The 15,309-nt window shown below is 72.5% G+C and carries 10 protein-coding genes; 7 read left to right on the top strand and 3 right to left on the bottom strand.

Translation table 11 applies throughout. The features are described from left to right. Positions 1 to 37 precede the first annotated feature (37 nt). From QMZ92_RS07970 to QMZ92_RS07990, 5 genes are read left to right on the top strand one after another with little or no spacing between them, the layout of a single operon-like run. A complete protein-coding gene (locus QMZ92_RS07970; protein ID WP_283296519.1) occupies positions 38 to 1,039 on the top strand; it encodes an SDR family NAD(P)-dependent oxidoreductase in 1,002 nt (333 codons plus the stop codon). Between the two features lie 41 nt (positions 1,040 to 1,080). Beyond that, positions 1,081 to 1,794: a nucleotidyltransferase family protein gene (locus QMZ92_RS07975; protein ID WP_283296520.1), complete on the top strand. Its 714-nt coding sequence runs from the start codon at positions 1,081 to 1,083 to the stop codon at positions 1,792 to 1,794. A 7-nt stretch (positions 1,795 to 1,801) separates the two neighbouring features. Then, positions 1,802 to 2,716 carry an NAD-dependent epimerase/dehydratase family protein gene (locus QMZ92_RS07980; protein WP_283296521.1) on the top strand — a complete coding sequence of 305 codons (915 nt, stop codon included), beginning with the start codon at positions 1,802 to 1,804 and terminating at the stop codon, positions 2,714 to 2,716. Then, positions 2,713 to 3,375: a spherulation-specific family 4 protein gene (locus QMZ92_RS07985; protein WP_283296522.1), complete on the top strand. Its 663-nt coding sequence runs from the start codon at positions 2,713 to 2,715 to the stop codon at positions 3,373 to 3,375. The genes QMZ92_RS07980 and QMZ92_RS07985 overlap by 4 nt, the downstream gene beginning before the upstream one ends. Continuing rightward, positions 3,372 to 4,166, top strand: a complete 795-nt coding sequence (locus tag QMZ92_RS07990) for an endo alpha-1,4 polygalactosaminidase (protein WP_283296523.1) — start codon at positions 3,372 to 3,374, stop codon at positions 4,164 to 4,166. The genes QMZ92_RS07985 and QMZ92_RS07990 overlap by 4 nt, the downstream gene beginning before the upstream one ends. Before the next feature lie 43 nt (positions 4,167 to 4,209). Here QMZ92_RS07990 and polX read toward each other — a convergent pair whose 3' ends face one another. After that, the gene (gene polX / locus QMZ92_RS07995; protein ID WP_283296524.1) at positions 4,210 to 5,931 is read right to left on the bottom strand and encodes a DNA polymerase/3'-5' exonuclease PolX; all 1,722 of its coding nucleotides are present in this window, start codon (positions 5,929 to 5,931) and stop codon (positions 4,210 to 4,212) included. Positions 5,932 to 6,006: 75 nt separating this feature from the next. Next, the gene (locus QMZ92_RS08000; protein WP_283296525.1) at positions 6,007 to 7,347 is read right to left on the bottom strand and encodes a hypothetical protein; all 1,341 of its coding nucleotides are present in this window, start codon (positions 7,345 to 7,347) and stop codon (positions 6,007 to 6,009) included. 309 nt (positions 7,348 to 7,656) lie between these two features. Between QMZ92_RS08000 and QMZ92_RS08005 the strand changes: the two genes are divergently transcribed. Together QMZ92_RS08005 and QMZ92_RS08010 are read left to right on the top strand one after the other, a co-directional pair. Further along, the gene (locus tag QMZ92_RS08005) at positions 7,657 to 9,732 is read left to right on the top strand and encodes an ATP-binding SpoIIE family protein phosphatase (protein WP_283296526.1); all 2,076 of its coding nucleotides are present in this window, start codon (positions 7,657 to 7,659) and stop codon (positions 9,730 to 9,732) included. Between the two features lie 130 nt (positions 9,733 to 9,862). Next, on the top strand, positions 9,863 to 12,310 hold the full coding sequence (locus QMZ92_RS08010; protein WP_283296527.1) for a SpoIIE family protein phosphatase: 2,448 nt from the start codon (positions 9,863 to 9,865) through the stop codon (positions 12,308 to 12,310). A 196-nt stretch (positions 12,311 to 12,506) separates the two neighbouring features. On the opposite strand, the gene QMZ92_RS08015 is transcribed toward QMZ92_RS08010, so the two are convergent. Beyond that, on the bottom strand, positions 12,507 to 15,179 hold the full coding sequence (locus QMZ92_RS08015; RefSeq protein WP_283296528.1) for a SpoIIE family protein phosphatase: 2,673 nt from the start codon (positions 15,177 to 15,179) through the stop codon (positions 12,507 to 12,509). Positions 15,180 to 15,309: the final 130 nt, after the last annotated feature.

Consider the following 15,309-nt stretch of genomic DNA (forward strand, 5'->3'; position numbering starts at 1 on the left):
CGCTCGTTGCAGCGAACCTCCCCGAAGGGAACCACAGTTGACATCCGCACCGCTCGCCGCCGTCACCGGAGCCGAGGGCTTCATCGGCTCCCATCTGACCGAGGCCCTCGTCGCCTCGGGACACCGTGTCCGCGCGATGGCGCAGTACAACTCCTTCTCCTCCTACGGCTGGCTGGAGACACTGCCGCAGGACGTCCTCGACCAGGTCGAGATCGTGCTCGGTGACGTCCGTGACCCCGGCTCGGTCCGCGGGCTCGCCGAAGGGGCCGACGCCGTCTACCACCTGGCGGCACTGATCGCGATCCCCTACTCCTACCGCGCCCCCCACAGCTACGTGGACACCAACGTCACGGGCACGCTCAACGTGCTGGAGGCCGTGCGGACCCTTCAGACCCCGCGGCTGGTGCACACCTCCACCAGCGAGACGTACGGGACCGCGCAGACCGTGCCGATCAACGAGGACCACCCCATCAACACCCAGTCCCCGTACGCGGCTTCGAAGGCCGGCGGGGACCGGCTGGCCGACAGCTACCACGCCAGTTTCGGCACACCGGTGGTCACCCTGCGGCCCTTCAACACCTTCGGCCCCCGCCAGTCGATGCGTGCCGTCATCCCGACCGTCATCGGGCAGGTCGCCGCCGGGGAGCGCACGATCACTCTCGGCGACCTCCGGCCCACACGCGACTTCACCTACGCCACGGACACGGCCGCGGCATTCCTGGCCGTGGGCACCGCACCGGCCGAGGCGGTCGTGGGCCGGACCCTCAACGCCGGTACCGGCGGCGAGATCTCGGTCGGCGACCTGGTGCGCCTCGTCGGCAAGGTGATGGACACCGAACTCGACGTCCGGGAGGACGAGAAGCGCATCCGGCCCGCGAACTCCGAGGTGATGCGGCTGGTCGCGGACGCGACCCGGCTGCGGGAGGCGACCGGGTGGGCTCCCGCCCTCGACCTGGAGCAGGGACTGGCGCGGACGGTGGAGTTCTTCCGCGACCCCGCCAACCTCTCCCGCTACAAGACCGGCATCTACAACATCTGACCCGGCGGACCACCGACCACCGCACTCAAAGGGGGGCTCCCGTGCACGCAGTAATTCTCGCCGGAGGCAAGGGCATCCGGCTGCGCCCGTACACCACCGCACTGCCCAAGCCACTCGTCCCGATCGGCGACCGGCACGCGATCCTGGAGATCGTACTGCGCCAGCTGGCGGCGAGCGGCTTCACGAGCTGCACCATCGCCGTCGGCCATCTCGGCCACATCATCCGCGCCTACGTCGGCAGCGGTGCCCGATGGGGGCTGAGCATCGACTACGCGACCGAGGAGAACCCGCTGGGCACCATGGGCCCGCTGCTGACGATGCGCGACCGGCTGCCGGAGTCGTTCCTCGTCATGAACGGGGACATCCTCACCGACCTCGACTTCGCCGACGTCCTGGGCCGGCACCGCACGAGCGGGTCGTCGCTGACCATCGCCACGTACGCCCGCAAGGTGCACATCGACTTCGGAGTGCTCACCACGGACGCCGGGAGGGTGGTCGGCTTCGCCGAGAAACCGTCCATGGACTACCGCGTCTCCATGGGCGTGTACGGGCTGTCCCGTGACACGCTCGACGGATACACCGCCGGGCTGCCGCTCGGCTTCGACGAACTCGTCCTGGACCTCCTGAAGGCCGGGAACCCGCCGGGGGCCTACGAGTTCGACGGCTACTGGCTCGACATCGGCCGGCCGGACGACTACGACCGGGCCAACGCCGAGTTCACCACCCACCAGTCACTGCTGCTCAAGGGAGCCTGAACACCCCATGCGCATCCTCGTCCTGGGCCACACCGGGTACCTGGGCCGCCACGTCGCCGCACAGCTCAGCGCGCTCGGGAGCGTGCGGCTGTTCGGCGGGGGCCGGTCCCCGGACGCCGACCTCCGCGTTGACCTCGCCACGGCCGACACGGGGCGGCTGGCCGAGAGCCTCGCGGACCTCTCCCCCGACGCGGTGGTCAACTGCGCCGGGTCGCTCGGCGCCGACCCGGTGACCGATGCCGAGGTCAACGCGCGCGGCCCGGCCGTGCTGTGCGCGGCACTGCGCAAGGCCGCGCCGACCGCCCGACTGGTGCACCTCGGTTCGGCGGCCGAGTACGGGGCGGGCGAGCCAGGTGTACCGGTCACGGAGGAGGCACCGACGCGGCCCGTGGGCTCGTACGGCGCCACCAAACTGGCCGGGACGGTGGCCGTCGCCTCGTCGGGCCTCGACGCGGTCGTGCTGCGCGTGGGCAACCCGGTCGGACCGGGCGCCGCGCCGATGAGCCTGCCGGGCGGCACCGCCCTCCGGCTGCGCCGGGCGGGCAGGGACCACGACGCGGTCGTGCGGTTCGGTGACCTGTCCGCGCATCGCGACTTCGTCGACACGCGGGACCTGGCCAGGGCGGTGGTGCTGGCGGCGACCGCCTCCGGGCCGCTGCCGCGCATCCTCAACATCGGCGGCGACCGCGCCGTTCCGATCCGGGACCTGGTGCAGGGGCTGGCGGCCGTCGCCGGGTTCCGGGGCCGGGTCGACGAGGCCGGCATCGGGTCGGCGCGCTCCGCAGGCGTGACCTGGCAGTGCTCGGACATCACAGCGGCGCGGGACGCCCTCGGCTGGGAACCGCGGTTCACCCTGACCGACTCCCTCACCGCGCTGTGGGCGTCGCTCGGCGCCGACGGGGAAGCGGACCCGGTGGCATGACGCTGCTGGTCCCGCTCTATGTGCATCCCGCGGAGGACCCGGAAGCCTGGCGGCTGGTCGCGGCCGCCGGGGACCGGGTCCACGGGGTGGTGCTGAACCCGGCCGACGGCCCCGGGTCTGCGCCCGATCCCGCGTTCGTCTCCGCCGCCCGCGCCCTGCGGGAGGCGGGCACGCGCGTCCTCGGCTATGTCGACCTGGACTACGGGGTGCGCCCGGACACGGCGGTGGCCGGTGATCTGGACCACCATCGCGATTGGTACGACGTCGACGGCTGCTTCTTCGACCAGGTGCCCGCCGACCGGTCCGCCCTGCCCGCCTGCCGCCGTCTCGTCCGCGCCGCACGCCGGCGGGGCCACCGCACGGTCGTCCTCAACCACGGGGTGCACCCGGCGCCGGGCTACGCCCGGATCGCCGATCTGCTGGTGACGTTCGAGGGCCCCTGGCCGGTCTACCTCTCCACCTTCTCCCGGCCCCGCTGGACCGCCCGGCATCCGCCCGAACGGTTCTGCCACCTGGTGTACGAGGTGCCCACGGCACTGGCGGACGTCGCGGCCCGGGCGGCGGGCGAGCGCGGGGCCGCGGTGCACTGCGCGGTCACCGACTCCCTGCCCAACCCCTGGGGCGCACCGCCCCCCGCCCTGTACCGGGAGGCTCCGTGAACCGCCGTCGTCTCCCCGGGCTGTGCCTGCTCTTCGCCGTGCTGCTGGTGGCCGGGTGCTCCGGCGGCACCCCACCGGATCCGGACGGGGCCCGCTGGCAGCCGCGGCCCGGCACGGCCTGGCAGTGGCAGCTCGACGGCCGCGCGGACCCGTCGGCGGCGGACGTGCCCGTGTACGACATCGACGGCTTCGAGAACAGCGCCGACGACGTCGCACGGCTGCACCGGGACGGACGCCGGGTCATCTGCTACATCAACGCCGGTGCCTGGGAGCGCTTCCGCCCCGACCAGGCGGACTTCCCGGTGTCTGTACGCGGCCGGCCGAACGGCTGGGACGGCGAGCGGTGGCTCGACATCCGCCGGCTGGACGTGCTGGGCCCCCTCATGGAGAAGCGCTTCGACATGTGCCGGGAGAAGGGCTTCGACGCGGTCGAACCCGATCTGCTGGACGCCCATCTGAACGACACCGGATTCCCTCTGACCGCCGCCCACCAGCTCGCCTACAACCGCATGATCGCCCGTATCGCCCATGAACGCGGACTGTCCGTCGGATTGAAGAACGACCTGCCGCAAGTGGAGGAGTTGGTGGGCGACTTCGACTTCGCGGTCAACGAGGAGTGCGCGCAGTACGGCGAGTGCGCGAAGCTCACCCCGTTCGTCGCTGCGGGGAAGGCCGTCTTCCATGTCGAGTACGCGCTGCCCAACCGGGACTTCTGCGCGGAGTCCCTACGGCTGGGCCTGTCCTCCATGCGCAAGCGGCTGCAACTGGACGCATGGCGCCGCCCGTGCTGAGCGGGCCGGGCGGTAGGGCCGGCGGGCGCGCCGGGCCGGGCGGTCAGACCGAGGGACGCAGGAAGCGCCTGAGCTTCGTCAGCGGCCAGGTGTTGACGACGTCGTCCTTGGAGAGCCAGCCGCGCTGGGCCGTCGCCACCCCGTACCGCATGTAGGGCAGATGGATGGTGGAGTGCGCGTCCGAGTCGATCGCGAAGCGCACGCCGTGGCGCTTGGCGCGCAGGATGTCCTCGTCACCGAGGTCGAGCCGCTCGGGGTGGGCGTTGATCTCCAGGGCCGTGCCCGTGCGGGCGCAGGCCGCGAAGACGGCGTCGAAGTCGGCGTCGATGGGAGGCCGTTTGCCGATCTTGCGCGTCGTGGGGTGGCCGATGACGGAGACGTACGGGTTCTCGCAGGCCCGGACGAGGCGGCGGGTGAGGGCGTCCCGGCTCTGGTTGAAATGGGAGTGGATCGAGGCCACGCAGATGTCGAAGCCCGCGAGGAAGTCGTCGGGCCAGTCCACGTCCCCTTCGGGGCCGATGTTGAGCTCGGTGCCGTGCAGCAGTCGCATGCCCTTGTGCTTGCGGTCGAGTTCACGGACCCGTTCCCGCTGGGCGAGCGTCTTCTCCTTCGTCATGCGCTGCATGGCGAGATCCGGGGCGTGGTCGGTCACCGCGTAGTAGGAGTATCCGCGCGCCGCGGCCGCGGCGACCATCTCCTCGAGCGGTGCCAGACCGTCGGTGAGATCGGTGTGGGTGTGCAGATCTCCGCGAATGTCGTCCTCGGCGACCAGCACGGGCAGTTCACCGCGGAGTGCGGCCGCGATCTCACCCCGGTCCTCGCGCAGCGGCGGGGGAATCCAGGGCAGACCGAGGCGTTCGTAGATCTCCTCCTCGGTCGAGGAGGCGATCTTCTCGCCGCTCTCGGCGTCGAAGAGCCCGTACTCGGACAGCTTGAGCCCTTGGCGCACCGCGATCTCGCGGGTGCGGATGTTGTGCGCCTTGGCCCCGGTGAAGTACTGCAGTCCCGCGCCCCAGGAGTCGGGCGGCAGCACCCTCAGATCGACCTGAAGGCCCTTGGTCGTGCGAATGGACGTCTTCTTGGCACCGTGGGCGATCACCTCGGCCGTGTTCGGGAGTGCGGTGAGCGCGTCCATGAAGGGAGCCGAGGCGTCCGCGGCGACGAGGACGTCGATGTCGCCGATGGTCTCGCGCATCCGGCGCAGCGATCCGGCGTAGGCGCACCTCTCGCAGCCCTCGACGCCCGCCAGTTCGGCGACGATCTGCTCGGCCGCGTCCATGGCGGCGTTGAGGAGGATCCGGGTGCCGGCCTTCTGCATGAGCGCGATGCCGTGGAGGATGTTCGCCTCCGTCTTCTCGCCGAAGCCCCTCAGATCGCGCAGCCGCTCCTCGTGGACGGCTTCGAGCAGTTGGTCCACGGAGGAGATGCCCAGCTCTTCGTACAGGAGCAGCGCCTTCTTCGGCCCGAGCATGGGGATGGCGATGAGCTCCCGCACCCCGGCGGGAACGGACTGCCGCCGTTCCTCCACCGCGCTGATCTGCCCGGACGTCAGATACTCCACGATCTTGTCGGCGATGGACCTGCCGACGTGGGGAATCTCGCGCAGCCCTTCGGGGTCGAGGGTGGCCACGTCGGCGGGGTAGCCGCCGATCGCACGGGCGGCCTTCTCGTACGAACGGGCCCGGAAGGCGTCGCCGCCGGTGATGGCGATGAGGTCGGCGTACTCCTGGAGGATCGCCTCGATCTCGTCGTTCGCCCTGGCCATGGATCCAGCGTCACACGGCGGCCCATCGGGCGCCGCGCGGGCCCCGGCCTCCGGGGGTCCCGGGAGGCCGGGGTGTCACGGGGTGCCCGATGGGCCGCCGGTGGCCGCGGGTTCGCGGGCCGGCGGCTCGGGGGCCGCCCGGTCGTCGTCCTGCGCCAGGAACTCGACGACCGCGAGGGCGAAGAGCAGGCCGAGGGCCAGTCCGACGACGACCCAGGCGGTGGGGTACGACCAGAGGACGTACGCCAGCACGGCGGCGGCGACCAGCACCCAGGTGATCCACGTCCGGTAGCGGCGCACCCACGGGCCGACCGGCCCGGTGCGCAGGCCAGCGCGGTTCGCCGTGGCGCGGGTGGCGGCGATGCCGGACGTCCACAGCTGCCGGGCGAGACCGGCGTAGCGGCCGGGTCCGGTGAGCCAGGCGGCGAGGGCGACGACGACGCCGAGCATCACGATGTTGCGGATCGTGGTGCGCAGGAAGCGGACGAGGGCGTCGAACACGGCCTCCGCCGCGGGCTGGGACACCCCCTTGGGCAGGGAGTCCAGGTAGATCAGCCGGAACACCGTGAGGCCCGCGCCGAGCAGCGCTGTGGCGACCGCGACCCCCAACGCGGCCGCCACCAGGGCCTTTCTGCGATGGGCGGAGAGCAGCACTCCGGCGGCGATCAGCACGACGGCCACGATCGGCAACCAGGTGCCCGCGAGCTGGAGCAGTCGGAACCCGGTCTTGACGCGGCCGATGTCCTCGGACTGGAGGACGGTGAAGTCGGTGTGGATCTCGGGAATCTTCTCGGCGATGGTGAGACCCTCGTCCACCAGCCGCTGTTTGACCTGCTCGATGACGGGCGCGAGGTCGATCTTGACGGCGTTGTCGGTGAGCTCGATGGCTCCGCCCCCGCTGCCGGTGAGGGCCTTGTCGACCGCGGCGTGGATCCGGCGGTTCGCGTCGGTCCAGATCCGCTGGAAGGTGTCGGAGGCGACGATGTCCTGGGTGCGGGCCTGCACGAAGCTGCGGACGGCGTCCTCCAGGGCGCCTCCGAGCCGGCCGATCAGGGCGTCGAGCTGCGGCCGGTCGGCGGGTGCCACGTCCTCCAGCAGCGCGGGGAGGTCGATCTGCTCCATCACGACGTTCGTGACCCGGGTCGCGACGGCTGCCTGGACGTCGGGGTCGGAGGCGAGCGGAGCGACGGTGGCGACGTAGCGGTCGGTGTCGCCCACCTCGCTCTTGGCCCAGGTCGCGACCGCGCTGAGCGGGGCGAGCACGCAGCCGATCACGATCAGCACCGCGGCGAGGGCGGAGCGCATACGGTGCCGGGGCGGCCGGGCCGGAGGGTGCTCCCGGGCCTCCAGTGCCGCGATCCGGGCACGCAGCTGCTCCAGGTCACGTCCCTCGGAGTCGGTGTTTCCGTCCGGCATGCGCACTCCTCCGCTGGTGGGCAGGCTGACAACAGCAGACCCCGGGGCCCGCGGGTGCGCGAGCCGGGAAGGGCCGCTCAGGTGAGGGTCCGGGGGAGCGGTTCGAGGAGGCACCGGCCGACCGGCCAGGGGCCGCCGGCCACGGAGGTACGGCCGTGACACCGAGACGGCCGGGGCTGCTCGTGGGGGGATGCCGGACGTACGAGGGCTCCGGAGCGGGTTCGGCAGGCGGGTCACCGCGGGGTTCCGGACCCGTGCCGCCGGGCTGCGCCGAGTTGCCCCCGGCACGCCGAAGGCCATCGTGGAACTGTGGACGGAGACGACGCACGGCGGCGGGACTCGGCCATCCTCGATGCCCTGTTCACCCAGGCACCGCACGGCCTTTTCCTGTGTGACGACGAGCTGCGGGTCATCCGGTTCAACAGCGCGGCGCCCGGGGTGCGCGGCATTCCTCCCGAGGAGGTGCTGGGCAAGACCGTCGCCGAACTCACCGAGGGCTTCAGCGGTGACCCCGTCGTCGCCCTGGCGGAGGGCGTGCTCCGCACCGGCACGGTGGTCCACGACCGCCTGATCACGGGCAGGCCGCTGTCCGATCCCGACCGGGACATGACCGTCTCACTGTCGATCTTCCGGCTGGAGGGGACCGACGGCGAGATACTCGGCCTCGCCGTCATCGCCGACGACGTAACGGAACGCGAGGCGGCCCTCGGCCGGCTGGACCTGCTCCACCAGGCCCGGCAGTCCATCGGCACGAGCCTCGACGCGTACGAAACGGCGGAGGAGCTGGTGGAGGTCCTCGTGCCCCGGCTCGCCGACGCGGTGGCGGTGGACCTGCTCGACGACGCCTTGCGGGGGCGACCGCTGCGCCCCGGCCCCGTACCGGCGGACACGCCGTTGCGCCGGGTCGCGTTCAGATCCGTCCTCGGCCGTGAGCAGGGGCCGCGCAAGGGCGAACTCAACACCTTCGGCGCCCACACCCCCTACTCCCAGGTCCTGAACGACCTCGCACCGCGGCTCATCACCGACGTCGACGCGAACCACGCCTGGTTGGGCGCGGACCCCGAACGCGGCCAGCCCATCGTGTCCGCGGGCGTCCACTCCCTGATGGTGGTGCCGCTGACGCTGCGGGAGACGGTGCTGGGGGTGGCCGCCCTCTACCGCTTCGAGCGCCCCGAGCTGTTCGACGACGCGGATCTCGCCCTCTCGACGGAACTGGTGGCCAAGACAGCACTGCACCTCAACAACGCCTGCAGTTTCGCCCGTGAGCGCACCGTGGCGACGACGCTGCAGCAGGGGCTGATGCCGGGCCGGCCCCCCGAACTGACCGCGGTCGACACCGCATACACCTATCTGCCCGAGAGCGCGGGAGGGGACTGGTACGACGTCATCCCGCTGTCCGGCGCGAGGGCCGCCCTGGTGGTGGGTGACGTCGCCGGGCACGGCATCGAGGCCGCCGCCACCATGGGCCAGCTGCGCACGGCCCTGCGCACGCTCGCCCTGCAGGACCTGGAGCCCGGTGAACTGCTCGACAGGCTCGACGAGACGGCCGCCTTCCTCAGCCGGACACGCTCACCGGTCGGACACGGCGACGATGCGCCCACGGACCACCTCGCCACCTGCGTGTGCATGGTCTACGACCCGGTGTCCCGGGTCTGCGCCGCCGCCCGGGCCGGCCATCCGCTCCCGCTGGTGCTGGGGCCCGACGGCTCGGCGGTGGAGTTCGACGTACCGGACGGTCCCCCACTGGGCGCGGGGGGCACCGGTTACGCGTCCGCCACCGTCACCCTCCCGGAGTCCACCCTGCTGGCGCTCTACACGAACGGCCTGGTCAACACTCCCGGCCGGGACGCCGGGAAGGCCCGTGCCCGGCTCCACCAGATCCTCGCCCAGCCCGAGGTGTCCCTCGGGCGGCTCTGCGACTCCGCGGTCTACGAGCTCCTGCCCCGCCGCCCCCGGGACGACGCGGTGCTGCTGCTCGCCCGTACCCGCGCCCTGCGCGCGGACCGCGTCACCAGCTGGACCCTGCCCCGGGACGGCTCGGTCGTCGCCACGGCCCGCCGGCTGATCGAGCACCAGCTCCAGGCGTGGGACATGCCGGACGCCGTCTTCACCACCGAACTGATCGTCAGCGAGCTGGTGACCAACGCGATCCGCCACGGGCAGGGGCCGATCGAGCTGCGGGTGATCCTCGACCGCACCCTGATCTGCGAGGTCTCGGACGCCAGCAGTACCTCGCCGCACATGCGCCATGCCACCGCAACGGACGAAGGAGGCCGCGGACTGTTCATCGTCATGCAGCTCAGTGACCGATGGGGCACCAGGACCACCGGAGACGGCAAGACCATCTGGTCGGAACAGGCGATCCAGCACGGCACGGCCCGGTAGGGTCCACGCACACCAGAGCGCCTTGGCACGGACCGCGCTCCGTCCTGACTCGCCCGGAGGGTCCCGGGCGCGACAGCATGGAGGGAGGACGGCTCTCGGCGGCTGCCCGCGCGAGGAGGCGGAACAGACGGTGACCAGGCAACGCTTTGCGTTCTGCGGGGCCGAGCTGGCAGCTGTCTACGTCCTCGCCGGAGGGGGCCGCGAGCTCCACCTGGCCGAGCTGACCGGTGACCGCAGGATGCTGTACGGGCTGCCTGCGATCATCGCCGTGGAGGGCCACTCCCCCGCCGCCGAGGCCTTCCGCGCCGGCCGCCCGCTCTGGCTGAACCCGAAGGAGCTGGCGGCGTACGTCGAGCTCGACCCCCACCACTTCCCCGGCCGCCGCGGGGAAGGGGTGGAGACGGCCGCCCGGCTCTCGCTCGGGGCGCTGCCGCTCGGGCGGGGCGCCAACGAGCTGGGCTGTCTGATAGTGGCGGGCGAGGTCACCGACGGCTTCAGCCCCGACCGCCGCGCGCTGCTGGAGCTCTACGCCGACCAGGTCGCCGCCGGGCTGGAATCGGCCGCAGCCCGATTGCCGGGCCGTACGCCTCCGCAGCCGCACCTGGCGCAGGCCGCCCTGGTGCCGCTGCAGGGCGGCGCGTTCATCCTGGAGCTGAGCACCGGTCGCATGGAGGCCCACGAGTACGTCCTGGAGCTTCTCGGCGTCCCCGCCGAGGAGTTCGACGGGCGGGTGGAGACCCTGCTGGCCTGCGCCGTCCCCGACGACATCCCGGCCCTGATGGAGATCGTCGAACCGGGGCGAATGTCCGCGGCCACCGAGCAGCTGGCTTTCCGGATCCGCCGGCCCGGCGGCGAGCTGCGCTGGCTGGGGCTGCGCTGCCGGGTCGAGGTGGACGCCGACGGCACACCCGAGCGGGTGCTGGGTGTGGTGGCCGACGCCGCCTATCTGCGGCCCAGTGCCGACGAGGTCTCGGTGGTGCAGCGGCTGTCGGCCAGGCTGGCGGGGGCGAGCACCATCCGGGAGGTCAGCAGGCTGGTGGTGGCCTCGCTCCGCGGTCCGCTGGAGGCGAGCCGGGTCGCGGTCGCCGAGCGGGAGGGGGACCGGCTGGTGGTCACGGTCCTGGACCCGCCGGAGCCCGACGCCTGGCCCGCGGTCTGGCGCTCCGAATGGCGCTCCGAATGGCCGGACCTCTCCATCCACGAGATGCCGACGCTCGAGGGTGCGCTGCGCGAGGGGCATGTGAGCCTGTGGCCGGCGGGCGGGGACCTCGAACCCGCTCTGGCGGAGATCGGGCGCGGGGGTCTCGCGGTGCTCCCGCTCCGGGCGGACGGGCGGATGGTCGGGGTGTGCCTCGTGGGATGGGACGACGAGCACCGGTTCGACCCGGAGGAGCGGTCGCTGATGACCGCCGCCGCGGCCCTGGTCGGGCAGGCCCTGATGCGGGCCCACGCCATGGACGCCGGGCACGAACTGGCCACGATGCTCCAGCGCAGCCTGCTGCCGAGGAAGCTCCCCGAGCTGCCCGGCGGTGAGGCCGTCGCCCGCTACCTCCCGGCCACGGCGGGGCTCGAGGTCGGCGGCGACTGGTACGACGTCATCCCGCTCGGCGACGGCCATGTGGCCCTGGTCATCGGGGACGTGCAGGGTCACAGCGCCGGGGCGGCGACCATCATGGGCCAGATGCGCACGGCGGTCAGGGCGTACGCGGTGGAGGGGCACCCTCCGGACGTGGTCGTCGCCCGAGCCAACCGGCTGCTGGTGGGCATGGAGACCGATCTGTTCGCGACCTGCCTCTACGTGGACCTCGACATGGAGGAGGGCATCGCCCGGCTCGTACGGGCCGGGCATCTGCACCCGGTGATCCGGCATCCCGACGGCAGTACCGAGGAGCTGATGGTCGAGGGCGGCCCCCCGCTGGGCGTCCTCGCCGACGAGGAGTACCCGATGACGGAGGCGGGCCTGGTGCCCGGCACCCTGCTGATGCTGCTGACGGACGGGCTGGTCGAGTCGGCGGCCCTCACCCTGGAGGAGGGCATGCGGCGGGTGTGCGACACGCTCGCCACGGCGGACCCCTCCGACGCCGGGCGGGTGGCCGACGAGCTGGTCGTGGCGGTGAACCGGCGCGACGACGACGTGGCCCTGCTGCTGCTCCGTTACGACGGCACCCGGGTCCGGCCGATGAGGACCCACTGGACGGTGTGGCGGCTGCCCAACGCCGTGATGCACGCCCGGCGTTTCACGGCACGGACCCTGCGTTCCTGGGGCGTGGAGGAGGAGCTGGAGGAGGCGCTGCTGGTGGTGTCCGAACTGGTCACCAACGCCATCGCCCACACGCAGGGCGAGGTGCGGCTCGATCTCACACTGTCCGCCGACCGGTTGCGGATCGCGGTGAACGACGCCTCTCCCCGCAGCCCCGTCAAGCCCGCCGACCAGGACTGGGAGGCGACCGGCGGCCGCGGGCTGCTCATCGTCGAGGCCACGACCGCGTCGTGGGGCGCGGTGCCGCTCAGTGGTGGCAAGCAGGTGTGGGCGGAGATTGCGCTGGCGCCGCGCGAGCGGGTGGCCAAGGCGCGCTGAGCCGGAAACACCGGCGGCGGTGTGGAGGAACGGACGAAGGAGCAGAAGAAGCAGGGGCGCGCCCGGCAGTGGGCGATCTGCCCGGTCGTCCGGCACGGCGCGGCTCGATCCCACCGTCCCGGTGCTCCGCGCCGTCGACCCGGGGATCTCCGCTTCCGGCCTGGTTCTCGGTGCCGTGGTGCCGCGTCCGCGCGGGCTACCAGGGCAGCGGCTGCTCGGTCCAGATGACCTTGCCGCTACCCGTGTAGCGGGTGCCCCAGCGCGCGGCGAACCGGGAGACGAGGAACAGCCCCCGGCCGCCCTCGTCGGTGGTGGTGGCCCGGTGCAGACGGGGGGCGGTGCTGCTGCCGTCGGAGACCTCGCAGATCAGGGAGCGGTCGCGGATCAACCGCACCGTGATCGGTCCGCCGGCGTGGCGGATGGCGTTGGTGACCAGTTCGCTGAGGATCAGTTCGGTCGTGAACGCCTCCTCCGCCAGCCCCCAGTCCTCCAGGGTCCGGGCGGCTTCGGCACGTACCCGGGCCACTTCGGACGGTTCCACCGGCACGTCCCAGGTGACGGCGCGGTTGCCGCCCAGCACCCGGGTGCGGGCGACGACCAGGGCCACGTCGTCACTGGGACGCTCCGGCAGCAGGGCGTCCAGCACCGCGCGACAGGTCTCCTCCGGCGTTCCGCCGGCGTGGGCGAGCGTGCGGCGCAGCAGGTCCAGACCCTCGTCGATGTCGCGGTGCCGGTCCTCCACCAGGCCGTCGGTGTAGAGCACCAGGCTGCTGCCCTCGGAGAGATGCAGTTCGCTGGACTCGAACGGGAGTCCGCCGAGGCCGAGGGGCGGCCCGGCCGGCACCCCGGGGAACTCGACCTCGCCGTCGGGGTGCACGATGACCGGCTCCAGATGTCCAGCGCGGGCCACGGTGCACAGCCGTGACATGGGGTCGTAGATCGCGTACAGACAGGTGGCGCCGGTGAGCGCGGTGACCGACCCGTCGGTGTCCTCGTCCTGGTCGATGCGCGAGACCAGTTCGTCCATGTGCCACAGCAGCTCGTCCGGCGGCAGGTCGAGGGTGGCGAAGTTGTGGACGGCGGTGCGCAGCCGCCCCATGGTCGCCGCGGCATGGAGGCCGTGGCCGACGACGTCCCCGACCACGAGGGCGACCCTGGCACCCGGAAGCGGGATCACGTCGAACCAGTCCCCGCCGACCCCGCCGACCCCGCCGAGTCCGGCCTGGGCGGGGAGGTAGTGGTAGGCCACGTCCAGGCCGGTCTGCTCGGGCAGGACCCGCGGAAGCAGGCTCCGCTGGAGGGCGACCGCCATCGAGTGCTCGCGGGTGTACCGGCGGGCGTTGTCGATGTTCACCGCGGCACGGGCGACCAGCTCCTCCGCGAGCGACACGTCGTCGTCGTCGAAGGGCTCCGGCTTCTGGGAGCGCCAGAACGTGGCGACGCCCATCGTCACGCCGCGGGCCCGCAGCGGAGCAGCGATCATGGAGTGGATGCCGTAGCCGACGAGTCGGTGGGCCCGGGCCGGTTCCTGTTCCTGCCACCCCGAGAACGCGGCCAGGTCGGCCTCCAGGATGGTCTTGCCCCGGGCGTACGCGACGGCCTGGGGGGTGGTGGGGACGAAGTGGATCAGTCGGCCGGACGGGTAGAGCGGGGTGTCGTGACGGACGCCGGTGAAGGCGATGCGGCGCATGTCCGTTCCGGTCTCCGCCGGCTCGTCCCCGCTGAGCACGGGATCGGGGAGATCGACGGTGACGTAGTCGGCGAACCGGGGGACGGCGAAGTCGGCCAGCTCCTGCGAGGTCCGGACCACGTCGAGGGTGGTGCCGATCCGGATGCCGGCGTCGTAGACGAGTCGCAGACGGCCCTGCGCGGTGTCGGCACGGCCGCTGAGGGCCCGCAGCTCGGTGGTGTCCCGCAGGGTGGCCACGGTGCCGCAGGGCCCCGAGCCGTCCGGCTGCGGGCCCATGGCGCGCTGGTTCACCGCGACCAGTTGGTCCTCGATGACGTGCACCTCGTCGCTCGCCGGGCGGCCGGACTCCAGGAGCCGGGCGATCTCGGGGTCCATGGCGATGTCGCAGACGGGTCGCCCCTGGGCGTCCGGGGGCAGCGCGAGCAGCCGTCGTGCCTCGTCGTTGACGAGCACCAGCCTGCGGTCCTCGTCGACGATCAACACGCCCTCCCGCACGGCGTGCAGGACCGCGTCGTGGTGCTCGTACATCCGGGTCATCTCGGTGGGCCCCAGGCCGTGGGTCTGGTGTCGCAGCCGCCTGCTGATCAGCGCGGCCCCGGAGGTGGCGACGACCAGGGTGAACGCCGCGGCACCGAGCAGGAGGGGAAGCTGGTCCTGGGCTCCGCCGGCCCGCTCCACCGCGATGCCGGCCGCCACGAGACCGATCACCTCGCCGTTCGCGTCCGTCACGGGCGCGACGCTGCGGATCGAGGGGCCGAGAGTGCCGGTGACGGTCTCGGTCACCGTGCCGCCGGCCGCCGCCGGGGCGATGGTGCCGATGTACTTCCCGCCGATCTCCTCCGGATTCGGGTGGGTGTACCGGGTGCCGTCCGGGGCCATCACCACGACGAAGTCGACGCCGGAGGTCTTCCTCGCGGCCTCGGCCTTGCGCTGCAGCACCGCGCTCGGGTCGGGGCCGCGCAGCGCTTCCTTGACGCCCGGTGCGGTGGCGTACGTCTGGGCGACGGCGACCGACCGCTTGCGCGCCTCCCGCTCGCCGTCCGACCGAGCCTGCAGGAGCAGTGCGGCGACGGCGGCGGCGACGAGCAGCAAAGCCACCGTCACCTGCAGGACGAACACCTGACTGGCGACGGTGCGCGCGCTCATCATGGAGCGGAGACGGCCGAGAAGTCCGGCCATGCTCCTATCTAACACCGGGCGGCTACGGCGGGCGACCGCGTCGGCCTGCCGTAGCCGCCGTCGCGGGGCGCCCCGGCGGGAGGGGAGGTGCCGCCGCGAGGGGTCTCCGGTGCGGCCGTGGTGCGCGGGT

Origin of the sequence: Streptomyces sp. HNM0645, from assembly GCF_030056615.1 — a bacterium.
Taxonomy (GTDB): domain Bacteria; phylum Actinomycetota; class Actinomycetes; order Streptomycetales; family Streptomycetaceae; genus Streptomyces; species Streptomyces marianii.

What these genes read in the sequence shown, in the direction of transcription:
- QMZ92_RS07980 (WP_283296521.1), top strand. Translation starts at nt 1,802, where the DNA reads ATGCGCATCCTCGTCCTGGGCCACACCGGGTACCTGGGCCGCCACGTC.
- polX (WP_283296524.1), bottom strand. Translation starts at nt 5,931, where the DNA reads ATGGCCAGGGCGAACGACGAGATCGAGGCGATCCTCCAGGAGTACGCC.
- QMZ92_RS08000 (WP_283296525.1), bottom strand. Translation starts at nt 7,347, where the DNA reads ATGCCGGACGGAAACACCGACTCCGAGGGACGTGACCTGGAGCAGCTG.
- QMZ92_RS08015 (WP_283296528.1), bottom strand. Translation starts at nt 15,179, where the DNA reads ATGGCCGGACTTCTCGGCCGTCTCCGCTCCATGATGAGCGCGCGCACC.
- QMZ92_RS07985 (WP_283296522.1), top strand. Translation starts at nt 2,713, where the DNA reads ATGACGCTGCTGGTCCCGCTCTATGTGCATCCCGCGGAGGACCCGGAA.